The organism is Chlorobaculum sp. MV4-Y, assembly GCF_025244685.1.
GTDB lineage: Bacteria > Bacteroidota > Chlorobiia > Chlorobiales > Chlorobiaceae > Chlorobaculum.
In genome coordinates this window covers 1,551,055-1,577,200 of the sequence record NZ_CP104202.1, presented here as the reverse complement: position 1 = coordinate 1,577,200, position 26,146 = coordinate 1,551,055, and the positions used below count along the sequence as shown (strand labels likewise).

Annotated in this window: 21 protein-coding genes and 3 tRNA genes; 9 read left to right on the top strand and 15 right to left on the bottom strand. The window is 53.6% G+C overall.

All coding sequences use genetic code 11. The features are described 5' to 3' along the window. Positions 1 to 70: 70 nt before the first annotated feature. From NY406_RS07730 to trpB, 8 genes are all read right to left on the bottom strand, one after another. Complete coding sequence (locus tag NY406_RS07730; protein ID WP_260533520.1) at positions 71 to 1,780, bottom strand: serine protease; 1,710 nt, start codon at positions 1,778 to 1,780, stop codon at positions 71 to 73. A 217-nt stretch (positions 1,781 to 1,997) separates the two neighbouring features. Continuing rightward, positions 1,998 to 2,369: a hypothetical protein gene (locus NY406_RS07725; protein ID WP_260533519.1), complete on the bottom strand. Its 372-nt coding sequence runs from the start codon at positions 2,367 to 2,369 to the stop codon at positions 1,998 to 2,000. Positions 2,370 to 2,422: 53 nt separating this feature from the next. Then, positions 2,423 to 2,812 carry a rhodanese-like domain-containing protein gene (locus NY406_RS07720; RefSeq protein WP_260533518.1) on the bottom strand — a complete coding sequence of 130 codons (390 nt, stop codon included), beginning with the start codon at positions 2,810 to 2,812 and terminating at the stop codon, positions 2,423 to 2,425. Positions 2,813 to 3,088: 276 nt separating this feature from the next. Beyond that, positions 3,089 to 3,175: transfer RNA gene (locus tag NY406_RS07715), tRNA-Ser, on the bottom strand. Positions 3,176 to 3,665: 490 nt separating this feature from the next. Beyond that, positions 3,666 to 4,325, bottom strand: coding sequence for an outer membrane beta-barrel protein (locus NY406_RS07710; RefSeq protein ID WP_260533517.1), 660 nt, complete (start codon positions 4,323 to 4,325; stop codon positions 3,666 to 3,668). A 410-nt stretch (positions 4,326 to 4,735) separates the two neighbouring features. Further along, a tRNA-Gly gene (locus NY406_RS07705) sits at positions 4,736 to 4,808 on the bottom strand. Between the two features lie 164 nt (positions 4,809 to 4,972). Beyond that, a tRNA-Gly gene (locus NY406_RS07700) sits at positions 4,973 to 5,045 on the bottom strand. A gap of 157 nt (positions 5,046 to 5,202) precedes the next feature. Continuing rightward, positions 5,203 to 6,405, bottom strand: a complete 1,203-nt coding sequence (gene trpB, locus NY406_RS07695; RefSeq protein ID WP_260533516.1) for a tryptophan synthase subunit beta — start codon at positions 6,403 to 6,405, stop codon at positions 5,203 to 5,205. 300 nt (positions 6,406 to 6,705) lie between these two features. Here trpB and NY406_RS07690 point away from each other — a divergent pair, with 300 nt between their 5' ends. Beyond that, entirely contained in the window at positions 6,706 to 9,462 is a 2,757-nt protein-coding gene (locus NY406_RS07690; RefSeq protein ID WP_260533515.1) for a putative LPS assembly protein LptD, read from the top strand. A gap of 401 nt (positions 9,463 to 9,863) precedes the next feature. Here the strand turns inward: NY406_RS07690 and NY406_RS07685 are convergent, their stop codons facing one another. Continuing rightward, positions 9,864 to 10,733 (bottom strand): alpha/beta fold hydrolase, encoded by an 870-nt coding sequence (locus tag NY406_RS07685; protein WP_260533514.1) that lies wholly within the window; start codon positions 10,731 to 10,733, stop codon positions 9,864 to 9,866. A gap of 149 nt (positions 10,734 to 10,882) precedes the next feature. On the opposite strand from NY406_RS07685, the gene NY406_RS07680 reads away from it, so the two are divergent. Both NY406_RS07680 and uvrA read left to right on the top strand, forming a co-directional pair. Next, on the top strand, positions 10,883 to 11,293 hold the full coding sequence (locus NY406_RS07680; protein ID WP_260533513.1) for an Rrf2 family transcriptional regulator: 411 nt from the start codon (positions 10,883 to 10,885) through the stop codon (positions 11,291 to 11,293). Between the two features lie 161 nt (positions 11,294 to 11,454). Continuing rightward, a complete protein-coding gene (gene uvrA / locus NY406_RS07675) occupies positions 11,455 to 14,331 on the top strand; it encodes an excinuclease ABC subunit UvrA (RefSeq protein ID WP_260533512.1) in 2,877 nt (958 codons plus the stop codon). 80 nt (positions 14,332 to 14,411) lie between these two features. On the opposite strand, the gene NY406_RS07670 is transcribed toward uvrA, so the two are convergent. Continuing rightward, a complete protein-coding gene (locus tag NY406_RS07670) occupies positions 14,412 to 14,720 on the bottom strand; it encodes a hypothetical protein (RefSeq protein WP_260533511.1) in 309 nt (102 codons plus the stop codon). A gap of 194 nt (positions 14,721 to 14,914) precedes the next feature. Between NY406_RS07670 and groES the strand changes: the two genes are divergently transcribed. Together groES and groL are read left to right on the top strand one after the other, a co-directional pair. Further along, a complete protein-coding gene (gene groES, locus NY406_RS07665) occupies positions 14,915 to 15,202 on the top strand; it encodes a co-chaperone GroES (protein ID WP_260533510.1) in 288 nt (95 codons plus the stop codon). Between the two features lie 48 nt (positions 15,203 to 15,250). Then, entirely contained in the window at positions 15,251 to 16,885 is a 1,635-nt protein-coding gene (gene groL / locus NY406_RS07660; RefSeq protein WP_260533509.1) for a chaperonin GroEL, read from the top strand. 110 nt (positions 16,886 to 16,995) lie between these two features. Here groL and NY406_RS07655 read toward each other — a convergent pair whose 3' ends face one another. Both NY406_RS07655 and NY406_RS07650 read right to left on the bottom strand, forming a co-directional pair. Further along, positions 16,996 to 17,352: a hypothetical protein gene (locus NY406_RS07655; protein WP_260533508.1), complete on the bottom strand. Its 357-nt coding sequence runs from the start codon at positions 17,350 to 17,352 to the stop codon at positions 16,996 to 16,998. A 192-nt stretch (positions 17,353 to 17,544) separates the two neighbouring features. Then, positions 17,545 to 19,737, bottom strand: coding sequence for a GAF domain-containing protein (locus NY406_RS07650; RefSeq protein WP_260533507.1), 2,193 nt, complete (start codon positions 19,735 to 19,737; stop codon positions 17,545 to 17,547). Between the two features lie 161 nt (positions 19,738 to 19,898). Between NY406_RS07650 and queC the strand changes: the two genes are divergently transcribed. The 4 genes from queC (at position 19,899) to NY406_RS07630 (ending at position 23,357) form a co-directional block, all read left to right on the top strand. Next, positions 19,899 to 20,582 carry a 7-cyano-7-deazaguanine synthase QueC gene (gene queC / locus NY406_RS07645; RefSeq protein WP_260533506.1) on the top strand — a complete coding sequence of 228 codons (684 nt, stop codon included), beginning with the start codon at positions 19,899 to 19,901 and terminating at the stop codon, positions 20,580 to 20,582. Positions 20,583 to 20,612: 30 nt separating this feature from the next. Beyond that, positions 20,613 to 21,314 (top strand): CPBP family intramembrane glutamic endopeptidase, encoded by a 702-nt coding sequence (locus NY406_RS07640; RefSeq protein ID WP_260533505.1) that lies wholly within the window; start codon positions 20,613 to 20,615, stop codon positions 21,312 to 21,314. Then, entirely contained in the window at positions 21,311 to 22,114 is an 804-nt protein-coding gene (trpA, locus tag NY406_RS07635; RefSeq protein ID WP_260533504.1) for a tryptophan synthase subunit alpha, read from the top strand. The genes NY406_RS07640 and trpA overlap by 4 nt, the downstream gene beginning before the upstream one ends. 208 nt (positions 22,115 to 22,322) lie before the next feature. Continuing rightward, complete coding sequence (locus NY406_RS07630) at positions 22,323 to 23,357, top strand: glycosyltransferase family 2 protein (protein WP_260533503.1); 1,035 nt, start codon at positions 22,323 to 22,325, stop codon at positions 23,355 to 23,357. On the opposite strand, the gene NY406_RS07625 is transcribed toward NY406_RS07630, so the two are convergent. The 3 genes from NY406_RS07625 to NY406_RS07615 form a co-directional block, all read right to left on the bottom strand. Then, positions 23,354 to 23,887 carry an SRPBCC family protein gene (locus tag NY406_RS07625; RefSeq protein ID WP_260533502.1) on the bottom strand — a complete coding sequence of 178 codons (534 nt, stop codon included), beginning with the start codon at positions 23,885 to 23,887 and terminating at the stop codon, positions 23,354 to 23,356. The genes NY406_RS07630 and NY406_RS07625 overlap by 4 nt on opposite strands. A 99-nt stretch (positions 23,888 to 23,986) precedes the next feature. Further along, on the bottom strand, positions 23,987 to 25,375 hold the full coding sequence (locus NY406_RS07620; RefSeq protein ID WP_260533501.1) for a cation-efflux pump: 1,389 nt from the start codon (positions 25,373 to 25,375) through the stop codon (positions 23,987 to 23,989). 105 nt (positions 25,376 to 25,480) lie between these two features. Then, a complete protein-coding gene (locus NY406_RS07615; RefSeq protein ID WP_260533500.1) occupies positions 25,481 to 25,948 on the bottom strand; it encodes a hypothetical protein in 468 nt (155 codons plus the stop codon). Positions 25,949 to 26,146: the final 198 nt, after the last annotated feature.

Sequence of the window (26,146 nt, the reverse complement as noted above, 5' to 3'; positions counted from 1 at the left end):
GCCCACAGCCTGTACTGAGCAGGCAATGATTTTGCTTGAGATAAAGGGGGCCTGTTCGTTTTGGCAGCTTTCAAAGAAGGTAGTTCTGAAGGTAGTTCTTTGCCGCACTGTTGTCGATGTTCTTCAGGCGACGGTACACGTCCATTGCTACCTGGCGATTGTTTTCGGTTGCGTAATGCTTACCCAGGCTGAGCAGTGCCTGAACATTGTTGGGGTCGCAGCGCAATGCCTCTTTGTATGCCTCTAAAGCTTTGTCTTTCTGATTGCTTTTCGAATATGCATCTCCGAGATTTTGCCATGCTGCGGCATTGTTCGGATTTGCTTTTGTGGCTTCAATGCACGTATTGATGCTTTCACCCATGCGTCCGGTCAGGCGATAGGTTTCGGCCAGGTTGTTTCGTGCAATATCATAATTGGGGTTGATTTGCAGCGCATGCCTGAATGCATCGATTGACTGATTGATGTCGCCAGCATCCCTGTAGGCTAATCCAAGGTTATTCCAGATAACGGAGTTGTTGCTATTGATGCTGATCGCCTTGGTGAATGCCTGGATGGCCTCTTTCGGAGTTCCTTTTGTTTTCAGAGCTATTCCAAGGTTGACCCATGCGGAGAGATAATCAGGCTTGATTTGTACCGCCTGCTGGAAAGATTCAACCGCCATGTCAAGGTCACCTTTCTTGAGGTACAGAATTCCTATGTTATGCCATGCCGATGCATTGTTCGGGTTGGTGAGAATCGCTTTTTTGTAGGCTTCGATGGCTTCGAGTCTCATCCCTGCGACGACATAGGCAAAGCCGAGGTCGTTCCATGCCGAGGAGTAATTCGGTTTAAGCTGTACCGCGGTCTGGAGTGCACTGATAGCGCTGCGTGCGTCTCCAATTTTGTTGTAGGCGATGCCTGAACAGTACCAGGCGTCACAGTTTTTTGGCTGCGCCTTGACCCACAGGTTGCATTGCCTGACCATGCCCGCCCAATCCCTGTTTTTTTCATAAGCGACTGTTTTGGCGAGCCATTCTGAGCATTGTCTCGTATTTTCCGCACCGGCGACTTGATGCTCGGAAGTTTCAAGCACCCATTCAACTGGAACTGCGAAATTCAGGCTCTGGCCGCTGGCCATATAAAACGTAGGAAGTCCTACCAGACGACCTTCTTCATCGAACAGGCCGCCACCGCTTGAGCCGGGAGATATCGGAGTTGTCGTCTGGATATAGCGCCCGCCGTCAACAGCCCTGAATCCTGAAACGATTCCGTCGGAGAGCGTTTTCTCAAAGCCATCCGGCGCTCCTATTGCATAGACCTTTTCTCCTACCTTGAGCTGACTGGCATGGCCGACTACGACGCATGGGGCGTTTAGCCCTGTGACGTCCAGGAGGCAAATGTCGCGTTCAGGATTGGAGTGGTTGGCTTTGGCCGCGAACTCCTTTCCGTTGAAGAGCACCGTGATTTTAGTTGCCCGGTTGACAACATGAAAATTGGTCGCGACTTGTCCATCAGGCATGACAACGCCACTACCAAGCTGTTGCCTGATGCCTTTGTTGTCGTAATTGTAGACGACGACGACGCTTTTGGATGCCTGCGCGAAAATCTCGCTTGCCGATTTGGCGTAAAGCGGGCCGGGAAATGCTTGGCTTGCGAACACCAACAAAAGTAGGACAAGTGCCCGAAGAAGATGTTTGATCACAGCCGTTAGTGTTAAAGGTTTTGCCGAAATACAAAAAGCACATTCAGCATCGAAGGGCGGTATCCTGAGTTGAAATCCATGGTCGTATTCGTAATACATGAGCGCTCTCGACGAAGTGCTTATACATTTCTCTCAGATATAGTATAAGTGAAATTATGATGTTTGCAAAATAGAAATCACATTATCATATATTTGTAACTTGTTATATAAAAAATATTTATACCTTTAAAGTATATATGTGATATGAATTTTTTTCCCTGTTATTATGTCTTGGTATATGCTAAAATATAGAAGGGTATAGAGGGACTTCGCTGGATTAAAGAGCTGTAAGTTCTTTGGTATAAGGAGTAATGAGCTTTAAAAATAAAATCGCTTTAGTTGAGAAATTTTTGGTGCGGTTGCATGGCAGAAATCGGGAAAAAATGGAAAAATATTTTTGCCGGTCAGTTTGATCTGATCGTGCGGCAGGATTTTTCAGGGGCAGATTGTTGCTGGAGGAGCCTGTTTTTCGATTTCGGAGTAACGAAAAATGCCCTGTTGGATCAGCCGGATGAGTGTGTTGAGTGGGGGTCGAAATCTGGAGGTTGAAATCCGCATTGCCTCCGAACTCAAGGACGGAGAAAAGTGAGGTTAAATGAGGCTGGTGCGCTTCAGAAGCATTCTTGTTTGGCAGGATCCCTCTGTTCACCCGTCGCCAGGACAGGTGAACAGAGGTGGTTAGTAATGCAAATGATTAGCTGGTTACGATGTCCTGCGAAACATCTTTCCCATCCATGCAAAAGGACTTTCTGCCGTTTTTTTTCTGATCGGAAGTCCTTCGCGCTCCCATCGGATGATACCGTTTTGAAGGTTGTGTACGTTTTTGTACCCGTGGTTCACAAGTATTCTCGAGGCCATGCTGCTGCGGTTGCCGCTATGGCAGGCTATGATGACTTTGCGATTGGCGGGGATTTCATGAAGCTGGCTCTGGAAGCTGCTCATGGGCACCGACATGAAGTCGGATACGTCGAACGCTTTTCTTTCGATTTCACGTGTTTCGCGCACATCGACCAGTAGCGCACCTTTTTTGATCATTGACAACGCTATCGAAGGCGTCACATCTTTGACGCTGTTTCTGTTTTCCTTGCTCATAGGCGATTTTTGTCTTTAACTGCTTGAAAGAAAGATTTTTACAAAAGCTGACGGCATGAGCTTGTTTTCGCATGTTTTCTGTGAAAAATCTTCAGGGACTTTATTTCCCGACATTCTGCCGCGGGCTGTTTTTAGCCGTTTTGCGACGCCGGTCTCTTCCGGGCAAGATATTACGAAATATCGGGGAAGAACAATAGAAGAAGCTTGCGGACAAGGCGGAAGTTCACAGGTCAAAAACAAAAAAGCCCACCTGTTGGGGGCCTTTTGTTTTTGCAGCGGAGAGGGTGGGATTCGAACCCACGGTACACTTGCGCGCACAACGGTTTTCGAGACCGCCCGATTCAACCACTCTCGCACCTCTCCGTGTTATAATACCTTCACTTAGCGATTGTTCTCCAGCATTCCCTGATCCAGATATTCGTAATCTGCATCTTTGAATATTGTTGAATCACTAAGGAGTGTGATTATAAGCATTAGCGGGTATTTTACCAAGAAGTATCTGGTTCAAGGGCTTCGCCATCCTCAAGAAAATGCCGCAAACGATCTCCGACACGCTATCAGCTATGGAATACGCGAAATCAGTCTTCGTATAGGTATCGTTGAACGGATTGCCGAAGAGCTTGTTGATTCTTGCATCATCGGGGTTTATAGCGGTTAAGATGGCTTTCCGGAGATGCAGGTCGCTTCTGAAAAATCACAGTAGTCGAAGGAGAATGAAGACGCTCTCTTTTTGTGGCTGATAAGGTGAGGGTATAGGGCGGGGGGTGGGGAACTGATGGTAAGATGATATAGAGGCGAAAAGAATTAACGGCATCAAACCTTTTGATGCCGTTAATTCAATAATTACTTCGGGTTAGAGGTTGTAGCGCATCCCCAGAAGGATTTTGCTCCCTCCAAATGAGAGCTTTGTATTATTTCCCAAATCAAGGTCTCTCGTTTTGAAATAACGGTAGCCTAAGTCAATCGCCATATTATTGGTCAACTTTATACCTAAGCCAGCCCCGACTTGCCAGGCAAATACGGTCTTGTCGTATGAATTATCATACTCGACCCCATCGAGTTTGAACGAAGTTCCCATATCCACAAACGCTGCTCCGAGACCTCCCATCAGATAGGGAGAGAGTACCCCTTTCATGTCATAGTCAGCATAAACATTATACATTACCGTCAGTGCTGATGCCGTGACTGTGAGATCTTCGTAATTATCGATTTCACCCAATTGCTCAACGATGTCTGAACCTAATACCTTATCGACATCACAGGATTGGTAGCCAACGGCGATTTCTCCACGGAACGCACCTGTTTTTTCGCCAAACGCGCCCTCAAGAGCATATCCTCGCTTGTATTCAACAGCATTTTTGGTCGATGTCTCAGCATCTGCAACCTTCGCATCACTATTACTCATAAGGTTCAAACCACCTGAAAGGCTTATATATAAAGGATCCGCTGTAGCTGTTATAGCTGGTGCCGATAGCATCGCTGCAGTTATAATGGCAATTGCGTATTTCTTCATTTTACACTTGGTTGTGTTTGGTGGATTTCATCTGTAATGAGTGATATCCTGATTTTTTACGTTATCAGCCCGTATAAATTCTTCTCTTCTGATTGAAATGTACATAATGGTGCGCAAATAGCGAAATGGTGACGAATAACCATCAAGCCTGCCATCGTCCCAGGTTTTTGTCATGTGATTCCGGTATGGCTTGATGTGGAACGGGGAACAGGATGATAACGCAAGCGTTAATGAGAAGCGCTTCCCTGAATAAATCCGCGCGAGTAAAAAGGTGTTGATATAAATTTGTCCTGCATTTGAACAACCGAGCAAGCGTTGCGGCACAAATTCTACGACAGTGAAAAAGAGGGCGTTGAAAGGGGTTTCAATCAACAAAAAAGCCTCCGAATCCGGAGGCTTTTTATCGTCGGAGCGGGAAACGAGACTCGAACTCGCGACCCCAACCTTGGCAAGGTTGTGCTCTACCAGCTGAGCTATTCCCGCATCTGGTCAAGTGGGCTTAGTATAGGGAAAAATCCTTTTTCGCGCAACAGGTGCGTGAATTTTTTACGATTTGTCGGAGGGGTTTGTAGGGGGCAGACCTGCGAGTCTGCCCGGTTTGCCGCAAAACAAAAAAGCCTCCGAATCTGGAGGCTTTTTATCGTCGGAGCGGGAAACGAGACTCGAACTCGCGACCCCAACCTTGGCAAGGTTGTGCTCTACCAGCTGAGCTATTCCCGCATCTGGTCAAGTGGGCTTAATGTAGGAAAAAGTCCAATTTCGTGCAACAGGGTTGTGAAGAATTTTTGTCTTGCAAGATTCTCGCTCTTCTGTTGTCAGCTGATTCCGGGCAGCCGCAAGGGCTGCCCCTACAAGCATGAATTGCCGTGATTCAGTTTTACAGCTTCAGCTCTTCCATGATGGTGCCCATGTCCTTGTCGCCTCGTCCCGACAGGTTGACGACGATGATCGACTCTTTCGGCATTTCGACGGCTCGCTTCATCGCATAATGTACGGCGTGGGCCGATTCGAGGGCGCAGATAATGCCTTCGGTTTTGGCCAGAGCGTCGAGCGCTGCGAGCGCCTCCTTGTCGGTCGTCGAGGTGTAGCAGACCAGACCGAGCTTCTGCAAGTAGCAGTGTTCCGGGCCGACGCCGGGGTAGTCGAGTCCCGCCGAAATCGAGTGCGCCTCCTGCACCTGGCCGTGCTCGTCCTGCAAGAGCTTCATCATCGAGCCGTGCAACACGCCGATTTCGCCCTTGGTGAGCGATGCGGCGTGCCTGGCGTCGAGTCCTTCGCCGGCGGCTTCGACGCCGATCAGCTCGATCTCTTTGGCGTCCGGCAAAAACTCGTAAAACATGCCGATGGCGTTGCTCCCGCCACCGACGCAGGCCACGACCACCTCCGGCAATCGACCTGCCTGTTCGAGCACCTGTTGGCGGGTTTCGCGCCCGATGACCGACTGAAAGTCGCGCACCATCATCGGGTACGGGTGCATTCCGATGACCGAACCGACGATGTAGAAAGTCTCTTCGGGATTGTTCATCCAGTCGCGGATCGCTTCGCTGGTGGCGTCCTTGAGCGTTCTGCTGCCCGCCGTGACCGGGCGCACTTCCGCGCCGAGCAGCTTCATTCGCGCCACGTTGGGGGCCTGGCGGCGAATATCCTCCTCGCCCATATAGACGATGCAGTCGAGGCCGAAAAGCGCGCAGACGGTGGCCGTCGCCACGCCGTGCTGACCCGCGCCGGTCTCGGCGATGATGCGCTTCTTGCCCATCCGTTTGGCGAGCAGCACCTGGCCGAGGGCGTTGTTGATCTTGTGCGCTCCGGTGTGGCAGAGGTCTTCGCGTTTGAGCCATATCTGTGCGCCGCCCTGCTTTTTGCTGAGGCGCGCGGCGTGGTAGAGCGGCGTCGGGCGACCAACGTAGTGGCGGAGCAGATTGTCGAGCGTCTGGCGGAACTCCTGGTCATCCTTCGCCTTGAGGTACTCCTCTTCGAGGTCCTCGGCGTTCTTGACCAGGGTTTCGGGAATGAATTTGCCCCCAAAGGTGCCGAAGTGGCCGAATTCATCGGGTGCGGAGTAGTTAACCTTCTGCATCATAAAGCGTTACAAAGTGTTAAAGATGGTGCTGCCGTTCTGTTGCGAGCTAAAGGGCGGTGACTTCCTGTAGCTGTTGTGAATCGTTTGCCCGTTGCCGGATGCCGGATGCCGGTGCAGGGTATTTGTTATAAAATATAGAAACCTTTCACTCAATTATCCATTTCCGGTGGCGATTCTGTTCTCGCTTCTGTGGCTTGAGTTGTTCCGGCAGCTATCGATTAAGGCAAAAGGTTTCATATATTCATGTTTTGTTTTGGTTGAACAAGTCCTCATCGCCCTGTAAACCAGCATGATTTGCCCGTGAAACTCACCAAGTCAATCAAACTTCTGACTCTGTTGCTCCTCGTTCAGTCTTTCGAGGGGCTTGTGCCATTACGGGCGGGCGAAAGTGCGTCAAAATCGCAAAAAACCGATGGGATAGCGCCTGCCGACAGCCTGTTGAAAAAGCGTGAGGATCTTGACTCGACTGTTGTGTACACGGCGCGGGATTCGCTAATCTACAACATCAACAAGCGTACCGCCGACCTGTTCGGCAAGGCGAAAGTCAAGTACAAGGACAGCCGCATCGAAGGTCCGAGAATCACCATCGAGCAGGCAAAATCCACCGCGCGCGCCATTGCGTCGCGTGACTCCCTTGGCCATTCTGTTGAGCTGCCCGTTTACACCGATAAAGGGGGTGCGTTCACTGCCGAAACGATAGCGTACAACTACAAGACCAGAATCGGCACCGCGTCGGATGTATCATCGAAGGACGAACAGGGAATCTATTCGGGCAAGGATGTCAAGCGCATGCCCACCGGAGAGGTTTATATCGAAGATGGCATCTACACCACCTGCGATCTCGAAGAGCCGCACTACTGGTTTGCCGGCAAGCATATGAAAATCATTCCGGACGACCGCCTGATTTCCCGTCCGTTTGTCATGTACATTCACCCGGAAATCTTCCACAAGCGCCTGCCGGTGCTGCCGGTGCTCTACCTGCCCTACATGTCGGCGCCGATCTCGAACAAGCGTTCATCGGGCTTTCTGTTCCCCCGGATCCGCAGTAGTGGCGATCTCGGCACCACCCTGTCGAATCTTGGCTACTTCTGGGCCGTCAACGACTATGCCGACCTGCGGCTCGAAGGCGATATTTCGTTCAAGGGAAGCTGGCGGCTTGGCGAGCGATTCCGTTATCAAAACGGTGATCTCTACAGCGGTTCGATTTCGGGGGAGTATGAAAAGATCATTCTGAACAGCCCGGGCGACCCCGATTACGCTCGTTATATCAACCGCGATTTACGGATTATTCACCATCAGCAGTTCGATCCTACCGCCAGGCTCGATGTCAATCTTCAGTATCTGGGCGGTGATCGCTATTACAGCAGCTCCTCAATCGATCCCGAAAACCTCGTTACCGACCAGGCGACTTCATACGCATCGTTTTCAAAGTCGTGGGACGAGAACAACCGGGTGCTGATGGTTGGCTACCAGCGGGTAGACAATCTCTCGACCGACGAGTTGACCCAAACCGTTACGGCTTCTCTCTACCAGAACCGTATCTACCCGTTCCGCCCACGGCTTGCTTCTCCGGAGGTGGACTGGCGCTCGCGCTTTTTCGTGCAGCCGAACCTCTCGGGCAGCGGTCAGTTCGATGATGTCGGCGGGATCAAAACCGATTTCTACACGGGCAATGCCGGCCTGGAGCTTGGTTATCTGCAAGATTTTTCGCCAGGCTACCGGGCGTTGTTTACACAGGGCATCAATGTGCAGGCGCTTCGGAAAACGATAACCGGAGAGGATGACCTGAACGCCACCAGCATTCAGCTTCCCTTCAAGATTCAGACCACGCTGTTCAAGTACCTGAACCTGACTCCGGCGATTACCTTCAGCCAGTACCGGGTCAACAGCACGGTCAGCAAGTATTACGACGCCGCCGCTGGCGAAGTGGTGACGAATATCATCAAAGAGCCAGCCACTTATGCCACGACGGTCTTTTCGCTCGATGCCCAGACCCGGCTCTACGGGGTGATGAATACCGGCTTTCTGGACAAGCTGACCGGTCTGGTCGCCATTCGCCACACCTTCATTCCGACCATCTCATTCATTTACAATCCCGATTACACGGAAAGCGGTTACAATATTTACAGCTCCTACCTGAATACGGATACTAACGAGACGGTGCAGTACAACCGGTTCGGGGAGTCGCTCTACGCTGACGTGCCTGAAAAACGGACGTTTGTCGGCATCAGCCTCCAGAACCTCTTTCATGGGAAGTTCCGGAGCAAAGAGGTGTCTAACGAAAACGGCGACGGAGCTGGCAGCGGCGCGGGAGCTGGCTATAAAACAGTGCAACTACTCTCGCTGACGGCATCGTCCGGATACAATTTCGCCACCGACTCGTTTCCCATTGCGCCCTTGGTGCTGACGGCTTCGAGCAACGCTTTTGCGCCCGCGCTGATGTTCAGTGCCGGGGCGACCTATGATTTCTATACCTACGATCCCGCGACCGGCGACCGGGTGGACAAGCTCGCCATGGACGACGGCAAGGGCCTGCTCCGTTTCGTCAACGGTTTCCTCAACATGAGCGTGAGCGTGAGCGGCAACCTGCACACCTCGTATGCCTCCCATGATGAAAAGGATGGCGATACGTCACTTGTTCGGGACAAGGCGCTGCCGATCGAGCAGGCGATCTACAAGGAGCGGTTCAACAGCGATGAACGGATCAAATTCAGCGCATCGTTGCCCTGGTCGTTACGCATGTCGCTCTATCTGATCAGCGACAAGAGTAACCCGCTTGATCCCTCCTCTACCGCGCTGCTCAACACCGCAGCCAGGCTCTCTCTTTCGAAAAACTGGCAGGTTGGCCTCAATACCGGCTACGATTTCAGAAATAGCGAATTCGTCTATCCCGCGCTCATGATCTTCAGGGATTTGCATGATTTTCAGTTCAGCGCCCAGTGGGTGCCGTCGGGCGAGCACAAGGGCTATATGTTGCAGATCGCCATGAAACCGGCCAACCTCAAGTACCTGAAGCTGAAGGCGGGAAGCGGAAATATCGTGCAGCCGCTAGATTAGTCTCCTCTCGAAAAGCGGGAAAGCCGCAAGGCCGTAATCGAAACCCTGGGCTTTCTCGCAGTCTTTATTACTTCGGCGACAATAAATCGCACATGTCTCCGCAGAAAGAAATTGGGCTAAAGCCCTGGGATTTTTTCTGACAGGTTCTCTCCGGCTTGAAAGCCGGGGCAATATGAATGTAAGAGAGCCAAATGTCCGACGGGCTAAAGCCCGCCTGAATGTAACAGCGTCTTATTATTGCTCCGGCCATTAAAGGCGTCAAACAATTGCCCCGGACTTCAGTCCGGGGTTTATGGATAACACAAAATAAATCAGGGCTTTAGCCCAACTTCTTCTTTTTGGGATGATTGCGATTTATTGTTGCCGGAGTAATAATCCCCGCTTGCCCTTAATTCTCAGCTTCACTCCAGTCGCTGGAGAAGCTGCGCGAGCCGTGTGTTGAAGGTCTCGTGCGCATCGTGATGGATGCAGTGACCGGCTTTGGGGATGATGAACGCGCCAGCCTGGGGAAGCAGCTCCTGAAACTCCGGGATGATCTTGTGCGGCGGCAGGGCGGTGTCTTCCGCGCCCCAGAGCAGCCACGCGTCGCCCTTGTAGTTGCAGGGTTTGATGCTGTCGAGCAGGAAGTCGTGCGGACGTTTCGATGGCGAGAGGTAGGAGAAGATCGCCCCGCGATCCTGTAACGGACGCGAGAACTGGTTGATCAGGCCGAGATCGACCTTTTTCTGGTTGTAGTAGGTTGGGGTGAGGCTCTGACTGACGCCGACGGGATTGGCGAAAGCCGCGAAGAGCATTTCGCCGATCAGGGGCGAACCGACCAGCCCGAAGAATATCTTGGCGACGCCGTCCATGCTGTCGCCGTACAGGCCGGAGGGATTGGCCAAGACGAGCGCCCGGACGTTTTCGGGATTGTGATGCGCATAGATGATGCTGCTGGCTGCACCCATCGAGTGACCAACCAGAGTAATCTTTTCCAGCTTTTTCAGATGCATGAACGCCTTGATCTGCGCCGCGAAGAGCGCCAGGCTGTAACGCATGTTGGGCTTGCCGGACTGGCCGAAGCCGATCAGGTCCATGGCGTAGATTCTGTACCGGTCGTCGAAAGAGGGGATGTTGTCGTTCCAGTGCTCGATCATGCCTCCGTATCCGTGGACGAAAAGCAGTGGTGTAAAGGGGGAATCAGGCGGGCCGTACTCCCGATAGCGTATCTTCGCTTCAAGCTCTTCGGAGAGCTGCCAGATAAACCAGCGATCTTGCGATTGATTTTTCATTCGTCGTATCAGGACATGGCCGGACAATGGCTGTTGGTGAATATTACTTCATAAAATATATCGGCAGCCCGAAAGAATAAAGGTAGATTGGGAATTTCCTGAAACAGGTGCGGGTTTATCCTGTTTTGCCATCCCTCTTCTTTTCGTTTATGCTTCAAGTATCCAGAAAGTTTGAATACGGCCTGCACGCCGTCACCTATCTCGCCATGAAAGGCCCGGAGCGGGTTGTGACGGTCAAGGAGCTGGCCGCTGAAATCGGTTTTTCCCAGGTTTTTCTTGCCAAGGCGATGCAGAGCCTGAACAAGGCGGGCATTACCAGGTCGGTGCAGGGGGTCAAGGGCGGTTACACGCTGGCGCGGCAACCGGAAGAGATCACGGTTGCCGACATCGGCGTTGCCATCGAGGGGGAGCCGCATCTGATGCGCTGCTCTCAGGAGAATTGCCAGTGCGAGATCGAATCGAACTGCACGCACAAAGGTTACATGTTCAATCTCCAGAAAAGAATCCATGACCTTCTGGCCGAAACGACCGTGGCCATGTTGCTTGAAAGGTATCTTTGACAATTCAGTAATCGCTCGATTTTTCAGCTTCCTGTTCCGCCAAACCGGGATTGTTTCGTTTATTGTTTGACAGCCGCGAGTATTGCCGGTGAGCTCGCCGGTGTTCGGCCATGTTTCTGATCCCCGGTTATCTGTTTATAGCAAGTTATCAACGCTTTTCAATGTCATCCACCGAGCGCCTCAACGTACTACCTCCGGAAACGAACATAATATCCAGTCCGGATGACGGACATGAAACCCGCCTGCCTGATATTGTGCTTGGCGGCGTTTCGACACATAACCTCAAGCATGTCACCGTTCGCATTCCCCGCAACCGGTTCGTGGTTCTGACAGGCTTGAGTGGTTCCGGCAAGTCGAGTCTTGCCTTTGACACGCTTTACGCCGAGGGGCATCGGCGCTACGTCGAGTCGCTTTCGGCTTACGTTCGCCAGTTCCTCGAACGGATGCCCAAACCCGAGATCGAGACGGTCGAGGGGATTGCGCCTGCCATTGCTATCGAGCAGAAGGCGATCCCGAAGAATCCGCGTTCGACTGTGGGCACCGTCTCCGAAATTTACGACTACCTGCGGCTGCTCTACTCGCGCATCGGAAAAATCTATTCGCGCGACACCGGTGAGCTGGTGCTGAAGCACACGCCTGAGGATGTGAGCTTGCAGGCGCGGTTTTTCGAGGACGGCACCCGCTTTTACGTCGGCTTTCCCTTTTCGAGCCACCATGATGAGCGCCATCACGACCGCACGGTGGCCGACGAGCTGAAAAACCTGCTCAAGAAAGGCTTTTTCCGTCTGCTGAAAGGGGAGAGTGTCATCGATATTTCCGGCGAGAAGGAGCGTGCCGGAGTGGAGGTGATGAAGCGCGACGAGCTGTCGGAGCTGCTGGTGCTGGTGGATCGCTTCGTCGCCAAAAAGGACGAGAAGGTTTACAGCCGCGTCGCCCAGGCTGCCGAAAGCTGCTTCGCCGAGTCGGGTGGCCAGGCGGTCATCCGCGTGGCGGGCGGCAAGGAGTTCCGCTTCAGCGACCGGCTGGAGCTGAACGGTGTTACCTATCAGGAGCCGTCGCCGCAGCTTTTCGCCTTCAACTCGCCCATCGGGGCCTGCACGTCCTGCCAGGGATTCGGGCGCATCGCCGGGATCGACGAGGATGCGGTTATTCCCGACAAATCGCTCTCGTTGAAGGAGGGGGCGATTTCATGCTGGAACTCCGAAAAGTATTCGTGGTACCGCAAGCAGTTGCTCAAGATCGCGCCCGAGGTTGGCATTCCAGTCGATGTGCCCTACGAGAAACTTGGCCGCGTGCATCGCGAGATGCTCTGGAAGGGGATTCCCGAACGGAGTTTCAAGGGTTTGTGGCCCTTTTTCGAAGAGATCGAAAAAGACGCCGGTTACAAGGTGCACTACCGGGTGTTCCTGAGCCGCTACCGTGGATACGCCACCTGTCCGGAGTGCCAGGGAGCGCGGCTCAATCCCGACGCCTTGCAGGTACGGGTTTCCGGCAAGAACATCGGCGAAGTTGTGCGCATGACCATCGCCGATGCGCAGGAGTTTTTCCAGGGACTCGATATTTCGCCCTTCGATCGCTCGGTGGCCGACTCGGTGCTGCGCGAGATCAACAAGCGGCTCGGCTACCTGATGGATGTCGGGCTTGACTACCTCACGCTCGATCGCCTGACGCACACGCTCTCCGGCGGCGAGTTCCAGCGCATCAACCTTTCGACCTCCCTTGGCTCGCCCTTGGTGGGGGCGATCTACATTCTCGACGAGCCGAGCATCGGCCTGCACCAGAGCGACTCGGCGCGACTTGTGGCGCTGCTCAAACGGCTGCGCGACCTCGGCAACACGGTGGTGGTGGTCGAGCATGACCGCGAGATCATCGAGGCCGCCGACGAGGTGATCGACCTCGGCCCTCGCGCCGGGCGGCTCGGCGGAGAGGTGGTCTTCCACGGCCCACCGTCGGCGATGGCCACAGCGGAGGGTTCGCTGACCGCCGACTACCTCGCGGGCCGCAAGCAGATCGCTGTGCCCACTGAGCGGCGCAAGCCGGACTTTTCGCGCTGCATCGAAATCATTGGCGCGATGCAGAACAACCTGCGCAACATCGACGTCAGGTTTCCGCTCGGCATTATGACCTGCGTCACCGGCGTGAGCGGCTCCGGCAAATCGACGCTGGTCAACGACATTCTCAAGCTTGGCATCATCCGTGCAAAAGAGGGATCGCGGGAGAAGGTGGGAACGCACCGCGCCATTTCAGGCATCGAGCTGATCGAAAAGGTAGAGCATGTCGATCAGTCGCCTATCGGCAAGTCGAGCCGCAGCAACCCGGCGACCTACCTGAAGATTTTTGATGACATCCGCCAGCTCTTTGCCTCGACCCGCGAAAGCAAGTCGCGCGGCTGGAAGCCGGGTTACTTCTCGTTCAACATCCCCGGCGGGCGCTGCGAAACCTGCGCGGGCGAGGGGACGGTCAAGATCGAGATGCAGTTTCTGGCCGACATCGAGGCGGTGTGCGAGGAGTGTGAGGGTAAGCGCTACAAACCCTCGACGCTGGAGGTGAAGTATAACGGCCTGTCGATTGCTGAGGTGCTGGACCTGACCGTCGAGGAGGCGATCACCTTTTTCGGGCCGGAAAAATCGATCCAGAAAAAGCTCCAGGTGTTACAGGATGTGGGACTTGAATACATCCGCCTCGGCCAGTCATCGAGCACCCTCTCCGGCGGCGAGGCGCAGCGGCTCAAGCTCGCGCACTTCATTTCGCGCTCCGACGTGAGCAACACGCTTTTCATCTTCGATGAACCCACCACCGGCCTGCACTTCGACGACATCTCCAAGCTCGTGCGCTGCTTCGAGGAGCTGATGGCTCGCGGCAACACGCTGGTCATCATCGAGCACAACCCGGACATCATCAAGCAGGCCGACTGGATCATCGACCTCGGCCCCGGCGCAGGTGTGCATGGAGGCGACATTGTGGCTGTGGGTACGCCGGAGGAGATTGTCGCTTGCGAGCATTCACTCACCGGCAAGCATTTGCGGGGGTATTTGTAATCTGTGAACAGTTCAGCACTTCGCATCACTCTTCTTTCCTGTAAGAGCTATAGGAAAAAAGCCTGAAGAAAGAGAAACTCTCAAATATTCATCTTCAGCGGATCATCCTCCAGCGCGCCGCCGTGGAGGCGGATGTGGGGGTAGTGTGATTCGGTGCGTTCCGTCCAGGCACTGCCGCCCTCATCGAGAATTGATTCGTTTTTTTCGACCGACACCCGGTTTGAGGCGAGTGCTACGATTTCGGAGAGGATTTCATGGTTGATCCTGTCAGGCTCGGTTGCGACGTCATCCCTGATTTTCGAGGAGAGGCTTGCCAGTTTTTCCAGCGTGACCTTGCCAATGGCGCCGAGCGTTTCGGGATTTCTTTTGTTACGATCATCTGAAGTCATATCAAAGGCTCTGGTTTCAGGGTTTCAAGGTGCTTCAGGATAAAAAAATATTTGCGCCCCGGAAATTTTTTTTATAATTATCCCTGTATTAGCGCTCTCCCTTGTTGAGTGCTAATAACGACTGAACCCCGCGTTCAGACCATTTATGATGACAAAAGACAATCTATTAACCAAATCAAACGAGAAAGAAGACAATGAACTTGAAACCATTAGCTGATCGAGTTATTGTTAAGCCCGCTCCTGCCGAAGAGAAAACCAAGGGTGGCCTCTACATTCCCGATACCGGCAAAGAGAAGCCGATGTACGGTGAAGTCATTGCCGTTGGTCCGGGCAAGGTTTCCGATGCTGGCCAGGTTGTCACCATGCAGGTGAACGCTGGCGACAAGGTCCTTTATGGCAAGTACTCTGGCACCGAAGTCCAGGTCGAGGGCGAGGACTACCTGATCATGCGCGAGTCCGATATCTTCGCGATTCTTGGCTGACCAATTCACAAACAGTTTTTTTAAATCCTTAAGGAGGAACGCTTTACAATGACTGCTAAAGATATTCTTTTTGACGCCGAGGCGAGGACCAAACTTAAGGTTGGCGTCGATAAACTTGCTAATGCCGTAAAAGTGACCCTCGGCCCAGCCGGTCGCAACGTGCTTATCGACAAAAAATTCGGTGCTCCGACCTCGACCAAGGACGGCGTGACCGTTGCAAAAGAGATCGAACTTGCCGATCCGTTCGAGAACATGGGCGCCCAGATGGTTCGCGAAGTGGCTTCCAAGACCAGCGATGTCGCTGGTGACGGCACCACCACCGCAACTGTGCTTGCCCAGGCTATTTACCGCGAAGGTCTGAAGAACGTCACCGCTGGCGCTCGCCCGATCGACCTGAAGCGTGGTATCGACCGCGCCGTGAAAGAGGTTGTCGCCGAGCTGCGCAACATCAGTCGCTCCATCTCCGGCAAGAAAGAAATCGCCCAGGTTGGCACCATTTCTGCCAACAACGATCCTGAAATCGGTGAGCTGATCGCCGAGGCGATGGACAAGGTCGGCAAGGATGGCGTCATCACCGTCGAAGAGGCAAAGGGCATGGAGACCGAGCTGAAGGTTGTCGAAGGTATGCAGTTCGACCGCGGCTACCTCTCTCCCTACTTCGTGACCAATTCCGAGACCATGGAAGCCGAGCTTGAAGAGGCGCTCATTCTGATCTACGACAAGAAGATCAGCAACATGAAAGAGCTTCTTCCGATCCTCGAAAAAGCTGCACAGTCCGGCCGTCCGCTGCTTATCATTGCTGAAGACATCGAAGGCGAAGCACTGGCCACCCTCGTGGTTAACAAGCTCCGCGGCACCCTGAAAGTCGCCGCCGTCAAGGCTCCCGGCTTTGGTGATCGCCGCAAAGCCATGCTCGAAGATATCTCCATCCTCACCGGTGGCACCGTTATCTCCGAAGAGAAAGGCTACAAGCTCGAAAACGCAACCATGGCCTACCTTGGCCAGGCTGCCCGGATCACCATCGACAAGGACAACACCACCATCGTCGAAGGCCGCGGCAAGCAGGAAGAGATCAAGGCCCGCATCGCCGAGATCAAGGGCCAGATCGAGAAATCGACTTCCGAGTATGATACCGAGAAGCTCCAGGAGCGCCTCGCCAAGCTCTCCGGCGGCGTGGCCGTGCTCAAAATTGGTGCCTCGACCGAAGTCGAGATGAAAGAGAAGAAAGCCCGCGTCGAGGATGCGCTGCACGCAACCCGCGCAGCCGTTCAGGAGGGCATCGTGGTTGGCGGTGGCGTTGCGCTCATCCGTGCAGCCAAAGGCCTTGCCAACGCTGTTGCCGACAATGAAGACCAGAAGACCGGTATCGAGATCATTCGCCGCGCGCTCGAAGAGCCTCTCCGCCAGATCGTTGCCAACACCGGCACGACCGATGGCGCTGTCGTTCTCGAGAAGGTGAAGAACGCCGAAGGCGATCAGGGCTTCAACGCTCGCACCGAGCAGTACGAGAACCTCGTCGAAGCAGGCGTGGTCGATCCGACCAAGGTGACCCGCAGCGCGCTCGAGAACGCCGCTTCGGTTGCCAGCATCCTGCTTACTACGGAAGCTGCAATCACCGACGTCAAGGAAGACAAGTCTGACATGCCTGCAATGCCTCCGGGGGGCATGGGTGGCATGTACTGATCCCCGATTGTTCATAACGATAAAAAAGGCCTGCGAAAGCGGGCCTTTTTTATCGTTTGTTTTTTTTGGTTCTTCGCAGAATATCGTGGGTAAGGGCTTCTGCTGTTCCGTCATGATTCGATAGCCCTGTTGAGTTTGCCGCAGTAAAACAAAATCCGGTTGCGATAACTCTCGAAACGGTGGAACCCTCTTGCTGACGCCTTGATGTTCGCGCAGTGCAAGAGCAGCTCGATCGCAAAGCTTTCGAACTGCAGCGTGAAACGGCAATGCCTTACCGGCCCACGGTGCCTGAACGGTTTTGAGCCCATCTTCCATGATGCACCGCATACCGGACACGCGACCTGCTTGCCGGTACAGACCAGTCTGATCTCGACCCGCTTGCCGCTCATCGACACATGAACGCTCTCGACCTTCCAGTTTGAGGAAGGAGCTAAAAGTTGGTGGTAATGGCTCGTCAGGCTCTGCATGGAAGTATCAAGGTGTGGTTGGGTAACGCTCAAAATTACTCTATGTTACTTCATACACACCCTTCTTCCCACGATATTCTGCGAAGAGCCCTTTTTTGTTGAGTGAATTGGTTGGATTTTTATTTCTCTTCACCGAAATCGCATCTAGTAGCGATTTCGAGACTGACTATTCTTCGCCTGTGACGCGTTCGATCAAGACTTCGTTTCCGTTTCGGGGTTCTGTGTGCTATGAGACTCAGTGAGCATAGCTTTGATGGTGGCGGTAAATTCGACGATCTTGAACGGTTTGTTGATGAAATGCATCTCGTGTTCAGCGCCCTCCTCAAGCAAGTTCATTTCCTGTGGAAAGCCGGACATAAAAATGGTTTTCAGATGAGGGGATATGGCGCGAAGTTTCCTTGAAAGCTCTTTGCCGTTCATCTCTGGCATAACTACATCCGTCAGAAGCATATCAATTTTCTTTCCCGAATTTGCCACGATGTTGATTGCTTCGTTTGCCGAGGTTGTCGAAAGCACACGGTATCCACTTTTTTCAAGAACGGTTTTGACGATATAAAGGATGGCCTCATTATCATCGATCACCAGTATTGTCTGCTGTTTATCAGTACTTGCTGTATCTTTCCGCGGCTTCTTTCTGTCAGGCACGAGCATTTCTTCACACAAGGGCAGGTAAATTGTAAACCGGCTTCCCTTGCCCGGAGTACTTTCGCATTCGATATAGCCTTTGTTCTGTGCGACGATACCATAAACGGTTGAAAGTCCCATGCCACTGCCTTTTCCGACTTCTTTCGTGGTGAAAAAAGGGTCGAAGATGTGGGGAAGCACATTCTTGTCTATGCCACAACCGTTGTCAATCACTGAGATCATGGCAAAATTGCCCGGAACCTGGCAGGGATGGTTTGCATAGCAATCGGAGGGAGACACTGTTATGCTTGAGGTTTCGATCATTACCGATCCCGTACCATTGATGGCTTCGCGCGCATTGGCGCACAGGCTTGTTATCAACTGCTCGAACTGGGATGGATCTATCAGAATTTTTGCTCCATGACTGCCGGGGCGTAGCTCGAGGTGTATCTTTTCCCCGATCAGTTTTTGCAACATCGGCACTTCGTCATGAAGGGCTGTGTCCAGTTCTAAAATTTTTGGCAGGATCGTTTGTTTTCGCGCAAAGGCCAGCAATTGTTGTATCAGATGGGCTGCGCGCATGGTTGAGTCGCGGATGTTCAGCAGATTTTTGACATATGGGCTCTTGTCATTCAATTCCTCGATGACTATTTCAGTATGTCCCAAAATGGTCGAAAGCACGTTGTTAATGTCGTGGGCAATACCACCTGCGAGACGACCGATCATATCCATTTTCTGGGTATGCTGCATGGCTTCCATCGTCTTTTGTGCTGAATTTTCAGCATGCTTTCGGGCAATGATATCCCATGCCACTCCGCTCAGCTCGTTGAGCAGCCGGATGTCATTCTGGTCATAGTTGGCGGGCTTGTCGCCGACTTCGAGAGTTGCCATCACCTTGCTGTTGCGGATGATCGGTACGATCAGCTCGCGTATGGCTTCCTTGTGCGATGCTGATTTGCAGTTGCAGTGCCTGAGTGTTGCATGATCATTGTGTATTACTGCTCTCTTTTCCTGTATGACGTCAGCCTGCACTTTGAAGTCGATCACCGAGGGATGTTTTGCATGGCCGCAGTTGTCTTTTTTTGCGTTGCTCGAACAGGCGTATCTCATAATTGACTGATCATCCGAGATCAGATTGAAAAATCCGAGTGTGCTGCCGGTCAGCCGTTCAGCCTCATCAAGCGTATAGGTGAGTAAATCCTCGGTCGAAGCGTTATCGGCCATTTCGAGAAGATGGCGCCTGAATTCGGTCAGCGCTGCGAAATGGTAGCGTTCGATATTGTCTTGTATGATGGCCAGGATCAGCGTTTTGTTTTCCAGCGTGATTGTGCCAAAGTTCAGCTCAACGAGAGAGAGCGTTCCGTCGGCTTTCCGGTGCATCGAGAAGAATCGCTCCTCTTTCTCTTCCGACAGCTTTTTCAGCCAGGGTTGTTCATGTGCCCACGATGGTGCATCAATCTCATGGATTTTCATCGAGCGGAGCTGATTGACGGTCCACCCGTAAAACTTGGCTGCTGCCCGGTTGGCATCGACGATGCTGCCTGATTCAGCATCGATAAGCATCATTACAGCAGAATGGTTCTCAAAAATATTCTTGAAAAAATCATTGCCTTGGGGTGTTTCAACTGCGGACATACCATCGGGTTGCGGTGATGGGGCCTGCTGTTCGTCTCTCTTATCAATACTGGGATCAGGCATGGCAAGGGATACTTTTTTTGCAAAAAAGGGGGTTGATAACGCCAACGCTGGCTGCAGAACCATTTATTAAAGAATAATACCTATTTTTTTTGATAAATGTATAGTTCTATATCAATTTTAACTTTTCACGGAGTTTCGTTCGGATCCCAATCTGCCTTTTTTATTTGTGTTATGGATTGATTACAATTAAAAACAATTTTTTCGTTATTGCCGAACCTGAACCTATGAGAGCAGTACTTTTGCTCAGCGGCGGGATGGATAGCCTGGTGGCTACCGCGCTGGCCCATCGTGAGGGATTTGAGCTGGCGGCCGTGCATGTCAATTACGGGCAGCGGACGTGGACGAAGGAGCTTCAATGCTTCCGGCAGATTTGCGACCATTACGGCATCGCCGACCGGCTGGAGGTCGATGCCATGTTCCTCAGCACCATCGGCGGCTCGTCGCTGACCGACTCGGCGATTCCCGTCGGCCCTGCCGATCTCGCAGGTACCGATATTCCCACCAGTTACGTGCCCTTTCGCAATGCCAATTTCCTCTCGATGGCCGTGAGCTGGTCGGAGGTGATTGGTGCAAGCCGCATCTACATCGGCGCGGTCGAGGAGGATTCGTCCGGTTATCCCGACTGCCGCAAAATCTTTTACGACGCCTTCAACCGGGTGATTGAGCACGGCACACGGCCCGAGACGCGCATCGAAATCGTGACGCCGCTCATCGCCATGAACAAGGCTGAGATCGTCCAGCGCGGGCTGGAACTCGATGCGCCGTTCCACTTCAGCTGGTCGTGCTACAAGAGCGAGGGCAAAGCGTGCGGCGTGTGCGACAGTTGCGCTCGGCGCTTGCGGGCCTTCGCGTCAGCTGGAATAGAGGATCCCGTGGAATACGAAGTCCGGCCCAACTATTTGCAGTAATCATCGAAACCAAGTAATTCCTGACACATTATGGAAAGGGAAAAGGCGATTGATTCCGGTTCCGCTTCACTGAACGAGCGTTTCAAACTCGCGTTCGGGCTGACGGCGCTCATCTGGATCACCGGCCTTGTCGGTCACTTCACGCCGCTGCAAGAGTGGCCCGCGCTGGCGCTTTACGTGATCGGCGGCATCGGCGTCGTTGTGTGGCGCGGCGTGAGCAAGAGCGAGTGGGCCGGGATGTATCTGGCGGGTGGCAATCTGAAAAAATCCCTGAAATGGGGTGGTATCGCGGGCGGAATCCTTTTCGTGATGGACATCGTCAACACGGTGATCTACTACTCGAAGGGCGCGCCGCCGATGACCGACATGCTCGGCATTCTCGTCAACAAGAATTTTCTCTTTCTTTTTCCGATTCTCGTGCTCGCCGAGGAGTTCCTGTGGCGCGGCCTGATGCTTTCATCGATGGTCGAGAAGGGAGTCAATCCGCACCTGAGCGTGTTCGTCACCGCGATGTGCTATGTGCTGAACCACTACGCCGTCGCGCCGGTCGGCATGTACGAGCGCGGGCTGATGGCGATGATGGCTTTTCCGATTGGCATTCTTGGCGGTTATATTGTGCTCAAATCGAAAAATGTGTGGGGAAGCGTGCTGGTACATATGATTACCATGTTTTCGATGGTGCTCGATATTTTTGTCATCCCCAATCTGGTGCCCTCATTATTTCATCTATGAAAGAGAACAGAATCACCCGGCTGGTGAAGCAGGACAAGAAGCTGCTCATCGCCTACTATATGCCTGAATTTCCCGTGCCGGGCGCGACTTTGCCCGTGCTCGAAGCGTTGCAGGAGAGCGGGGCCGACCTCATCGAGCTTGGAATGCCCTACTCCGATCCCATCGGCGACGGACCGGTGATCCAGGACGCGGCGCACAAGGCGATCAGTCATGGCGTGCATGTCGGCAGTATCTTCGAGCTGGTCAGAAAAGCGCGTAACGGCGAGGGGTGCAAGAAGATCACCACACCGATTCTGCTTATGGGCTACTGCAATCCGCTCATCGCGTACGGCGGCGACTGCTTCATGGACGACGCGGTCAAGGCGGGCGTGGATGGGTTGCTGATTCCCGACCTGCCGCCGGAGGAGTCGGAGGATTTCCTCGAACGCGCCAAAAACTTCGGTCTTTCAGTGATCTACCTCATTTCGCCGGTCACGCCGCCGGAGCGGATCGAGCTGATCGACAGCATGTCCACCGACTTTTCGTACTGCCTCGCGGTCAACGCCACCACCGGCACCGGCAAGCTCGACAGCGCGGGCATGGACGAGAAGATCGCCGAGTACCTGCGCCGGGTGCGCGAGCACACGAAGAAGAAGTTTGTCGTCGGCTTCGGCATCAAGGATCGCGAACGCGTGCGCAAAATGTGGGAGCTGGCCGATGGCGCGGTGGTCGGATCGGCGCTGCTGCAACACGTCGCCATAGCGAAAACTCCCGAAGAGACTGCGAAGATGGCCGCCGGTTTCTGGAAGTCGTTGCGGTGAATCATGTGGCAGGGTGCCGTTTTTTTTCTTGTCATTCTGAGCGCAGCGAAGACTCTCGTGGTTTTCGGGGAGTATTGAGGTGCTCCGGCTGGATTCTTCACTGTGCTCTGCTCCGTTCAGAATGGCAGGACAAAACTCATGAGAGGGGAACCAATTGGTAAAACCCATTTGAGATAATCCCGCATCTTTCCATTCCAATCGCCTGACCATGCAAGCATCGAGCAAAGCCGCTCCGGCGGTGACGGTCGTCATTCCGCATCTCAGGAATCGCCCGATGCTCAATTTGTGCCTCGACGCTCTCCGCAAAACCATCTTCCGTGACTTTTCTGTCATCATCGTCGATAACGGCGGCGACGCCTCTGATCTCGCCGGTCTCGAATCCGATTATCCCGAAATCTTCGTCCTTCACTTGCCCGAAAACGCCGGATATGCCGGTGGGTGCAACGAGGGTCTCAAGTATGCGAACTCGCCGTATGTCATTTTTCTGAATGACGATACCATCGTCGACCCGGAATGGCTGGGTTGTCTCGTCGAGGCGGCGGAACGCGATCCGAAAGTCGGCGCGTTGCAGCCGAAGATTCTCTCGTTGCCTGAGCGGCGGTGTGGCAGGCGCGTGTTCGACTATGCCGGAGCTGCCGGTGGTCTGATAGACTGGCTCGGATTTCCCTATTGCCTCGGTCGGAGCTTCGGTGGGCGGGAGGTGGATGCAGGGCAGTATGACGAGCCGCGGGACATTTTCTGGGCGTCGGGTGTGGCGCTCTTCGCGCGCCGCGAGGTGGTCGAAAAGCTTGGTGGCTTCGAGGCGGGATTTTTCATGCACATGGAGGAGATCGACCTCTGCTGGCGCATGTTGCTGGCAGGCTACCGGGTGCGCTCCGTGCCGCAATCGGTGGTCTGGCACGAGGGCGGCGCGTCGCTCGCGGAGGGGTCGCCGATGAAGGTGTATTACAACCACCGCAACGCCCTCTTCACGCTGCTGCGCAACCGGAGCGCCGCGCCGCTCGTCGCGCTCCTGCCGCTGCGCCTCGTGCTTGAAGCAGCAGCGATGCTGTATTATCTTGCGGGCGGGAAAGCGGGCATGGCGCGAGCCACGCAGGTGGCGCGGGCCTTCATCGATGTGCTGCGGAGATTGCCGGAAACGCTTCGGCAGCGGCGAAAAATTCAGCGAGCAAGAATTGTCGGCGATCAGGATCTTTTTCGCAATGCGCCGCTGTCAATCTTTTTGCTGCGTCCTTCAGATTAGCCCTTGGCTCGCGCTTCGCAGTAGCTGCGGATTGCTTTGAGGATGGTCGGCAAATCCTGGCTTTGCACGAAGCTCACCACGAACTGCGGTGCGAAGAAGTCCGGCTTGATCTCCGCTTTGTAGGTTAAGAGTGTACCGGTGCCGTTCTTGCCATCGACCGCTTCGAGTTGCCACTCACCCTCATACACCTGAAAATCTCCGCCGATCTGCGAAAAGTAGAGGTGCTCGGGAAAAACCTCCTCGACTTTGAGGGTAAAGTTCACCGTCTTCTCGAAAATGAAAATGCCTGACTTGCCCGACTGCGCGATGATCCGAGTGTGATTGTTCGTCTCCAGCAACCGGCTCGATACCACCTTGGGCATTGTTTCGTGAAGATGGTTGTAATCGGCCAGCATCCTCCACACAACCGGCGGCTCAGCTTCGACGAACACGCAGCCTTTCGCCCCGATCACCCCATCCGGCAGCCAGTCGAGATCAATGAGAATCTCGCCCTGCAAGACCCGCGCGCGTTTTTCCGGAGAAAGTGTCATTGCTGAACAGGTTTGGTTGCGACGCCTTTCTTTCAATGTAGGTCACGCATCCTTCAGCCGCAACGATTTGGCAATAGGGTCGTTGCCTTTTGTTGTAATTCAATCCACGGCATTCACCGGTTCGGCGTGGACGATGATTCTGGATGTTTCGGGAATATCCCGATAGATCAGGCTTTCGAGGCGGCTGGTGAGGGGATGGACGTCGGCGAGGACGGTGTTGTCGTCGAAGCCGCAATGTAGCGTGATGTAGAGTTTGTTGTACGCGGAGACGAGGATGTTGACGGCGTGCACGTCGCGGATGCCGGAGATCGTGCTGGCGGCCTGGCGGATGATGGTGGTGAGCCGCGCTTCGGTTTCGGGGTCGGCGGGGCGTGTGTTGCGCTCCTCGCTGTTGAGCGGATCGAGATGAATGCAGAGGTCGATCTGCCCGTTGAATTCCCGGTGCAGCTCATTTTCAAGCTCCGTTACGGCGTCGTGCGCCTGCCTGATGGTCAGGTGGCTGTCAACCTCGACGTCGAAGGTGATCTGCTTGTGCTCGCCCAAAAGCGAGGTGAGGATGTTGTGCGCGTGCAGGCCGTGGTTGAGGCCGACGGTGTGAATCCGCTCGGTGACGGTTTCGCTGTCGAGCACAACCGGGCGCGCGTTGACCGTGATGTCGCTGCCGGGAAGCTCCGCTTTCAGCCGCTGTTCGACTCCGGCGCAGATAGCCACAACTTTTTCCTGCGGCAGGGTGCGGCTGACCGAGATGGTGAGGTCGATGAAGACAAACGGTCCGGCAGGCTTGATTCGCATTTTGTTGATGCCGATGATGCCCGGCGCATTGAGGACGATCTGTTCGATCTGCTCGGAGAGTCCCTCGGGAGCTGCGTCAACCAGAACGTCGATGGTTTTTCGCCCTAGCTCCCATGCAGCCTTGCCGACCAGCACCGCCACAAAAATACCGGCCATGGCATCCGCCCAGTGAATGCCAAGCGCGACGAATCCCAGTCCCACGAGCACTACCGCCGAGGAGACGATGTCGGAGGTGAAGTGCAGCGCGTCGGCTTCGAGGGCCTGGCTTTTGGTCTCTTTGGCCACTTTCTTCAAGGCGGAAGCTCTCGATATATCCACAATGATCGAAATAATGATAACGGCGATGGCGTACCAGGTGACCTCGATCTCCGTTGTGCCGGAAATGAGTCGCGTCACGGCTTCATAGATGATCCAGACAGAGGTGAGTATCAGCAGGCCGGTTTCGATGAGGGCGCTGACGCTCTCGATTTTGGTGTGGCCATAATGGTGCTTTTCGTCCGCCGGTTTGTCGCTGATTCTGACCGCGAACCAGGTGAGCGCCGCCGCGCCGAAATCCATCGTCGAGTGAGCGGCCTCTGAAAGGATACCGATACTGCCGGTCATGAGGCCGACCACGAGTTTCATGGCGGTCAGAAGCAGGCTTGCTATGACCGAACTGAGGGCGATACTCTGCTTTTTCTCTTCGTGGTTGCTCATGGGTATGAATATGGTGACCGGCTGTAACTCCGGGAGGTTACTTCATGAAAAATATCTGGAGGCAATTGCTGAAAATAACTTTTCTATCCTGTGCAGGAAGAGCGTTCAGCGCGCATTTTTATCCTTGAAGAGACGGTCATACTCCTGGATCGTTTCCGGTTTTTTCTCGACATGCTCGGTGATCAACTGGTTGATCAGGTCATTGACGCTGGTCTGTTGCATGTAGGCAATTTTGGCAAACTCTTTCAAGATACCGGGCCGGATAAGCAGATTCAGGCGCTTGCTTTTGGTCTCTTCCCGTTTTTTGGCAGGTGGCGGGTTAACTGTAGGTTCAGCTGGGTGTGTTTCCTGGATTAGTATTAATTTATCTGTATTAAATGTATTGTCAGTATTATCTTCTTGCCGTGTTTCTTCTGTGTCTGTTTGATCTGCCTGCACTGTCAGGTCTGTCTGGTCTGACGGAGCAGGCGGATCGTTCTGTTCCGAATTCACCTCATGGCTCTCTTCGGCATCGCCGAAAAGTTCGTCGTCAGTAGCGAACAGATCTCCCGTGAAACTCTTCTTTTTTGGCATCGTTTATTGGTAGGCGATATTTAAATAATTGAAATATAATTACTTATTTGATCGATTTTTTTGTGGTTGCGCAGTGCAGTTTATGTGTATAGTGCGTGTTTTTCTGCCTTTTTCCAAGCATGCTCATTATGAAACGATGCGTGATTTTCCTGAATGGTGATGTTATACAAAATCCTCTTTTCGCTCTCCGCGCTGATT

Excerpts from the sequence above, each read along its gene's own strand:
- NY406_RS07670 (WP_260533511.1), bottom strand. The coding sequence starts at position 14,720 with ATGACTTCAGATGATCGTAACAAAAGAAATCCCGAAACGCTCGGCGCC.
- NY406_RS07730 (WP_260533520.1), bottom strand. The coding sequence starts at position 1,780 with ATGTATTACGAATACGACCATGGATTTCAACTCAGGATACCGCCCTTC.
- trpA (WP_260533504.1), top strand. The coding sequence starts at position 21,311 with ATGAAAGAGAACAGAATCACCCGGCTGGTGAAGCAGGACAAGAAGCTG.
- NY406_RS07620 (WP_260533501.1), bottom strand. The coding sequence starts at position 25,375 with ATGAGCAACCACGAAGAGAAAAAGCAGAGTATCGCCCTCAGTTCGGTC.
- groES (WP_260533510.1), top strand. The coding sequence starts at position 14,915 with ATGAACTTGAAACCATTAGCTGATCGAGTTATTGTTAAGCCCGCTCCT.
- NY406_RS07680 (WP_260533513.1), top strand. The coding sequence starts at position 10,883 with ATGCTTCAAGTATCCAGAAAGTTTGAATACGGCCTGCACGCCGTCACC.
- queC (WP_260533506.1), top strand. The coding sequence starts at position 19,899 with ATGAGAGCAGTACTTTTGCTCAGCGGCGGGATGGATAGCCTGGTGGCT.
- NY406_RS07650 (WP_260533507.1), bottom strand. The coding sequence starts at position 19,737 with ATGGTTCTGCAGCCAGCGTTGGCGTTATCAACCCCCTTTTTTGCAAAA.
- groL (WP_260533509.1), top strand. The coding sequence starts at position 15,251 with ATGACTGCTAAAGATATTCTTTTTGACGCCGAGGCGAGGACCAAACTT.
- trpB (WP_260533516.1), bottom strand. The coding sequence starts at position 6,405 with ATGATGCAGAAGGTTAACTACTCCGCACCCGATGAATTCGGCCACTTC.
- NY406_RS07615 (WP_260533500.1), bottom strand. The coding sequence starts at position 25,948 with ATGCCAAAAAAGAAGAGTTTCACGGGAGATCTGTTCGCTACTGACGAC.
- NY406_RS07625 (WP_260533502.1), bottom strand. The coding sequence starts at position 23,887 with ATGACACTTTCTCCGGAAAAACGCGCGCGGGTCTTGCAGGGCGAGATT.
- NY406_RS07685 (WP_260533514.1), bottom strand. The coding sequence starts at position 10,733 with ATGAAAAATCAATCGCAAGATCGCTGGTTTATCTGGCAGCTCTCCGAA.
- NY406_RS07630 (WP_260533503.1), top strand. The coding sequence starts at position 22,323 with ATGCAAGCATCGAGCAAAGCCGCTCCGGCGGTGACGGTCGTCATTCCG.
- NY406_RS07720 (WP_260533518.1), bottom strand. The coding sequence starts at position 2,812 with ATGAGCAAGGAAAACAGAAACAGCGTCAAAGATGTGACGCCTTCGATA.
- NY406_RS07655 (WP_260533508.1), bottom strand. The coding sequence starts at position 17,352 with ATGCAGAGCCTGACGAGCCATTACCACCAACTTTTAGCTCCTTCCTCA.
- NY406_RS07640 (WP_260533505.1), top strand. The coding sequence starts at position 20,613 with ATGGAAAGGGAAAAGGCGATTGATTCCGGTTCCGCTTCACTGAACGAG.
- NY406_RS07710 (WP_260533517.1), bottom strand. The coding sequence starts at position 4,325 with ATGAAGAAATACGCAATTGCCATTATAACTGCAGCGATGCTATCGGCA.
- uvrA (WP_260533512.1), top strand. The coding sequence starts at position 11,455 with ATGTCATCCACCGAGCGCCTCAACGTACTACCTCCGGAAACGAACATA.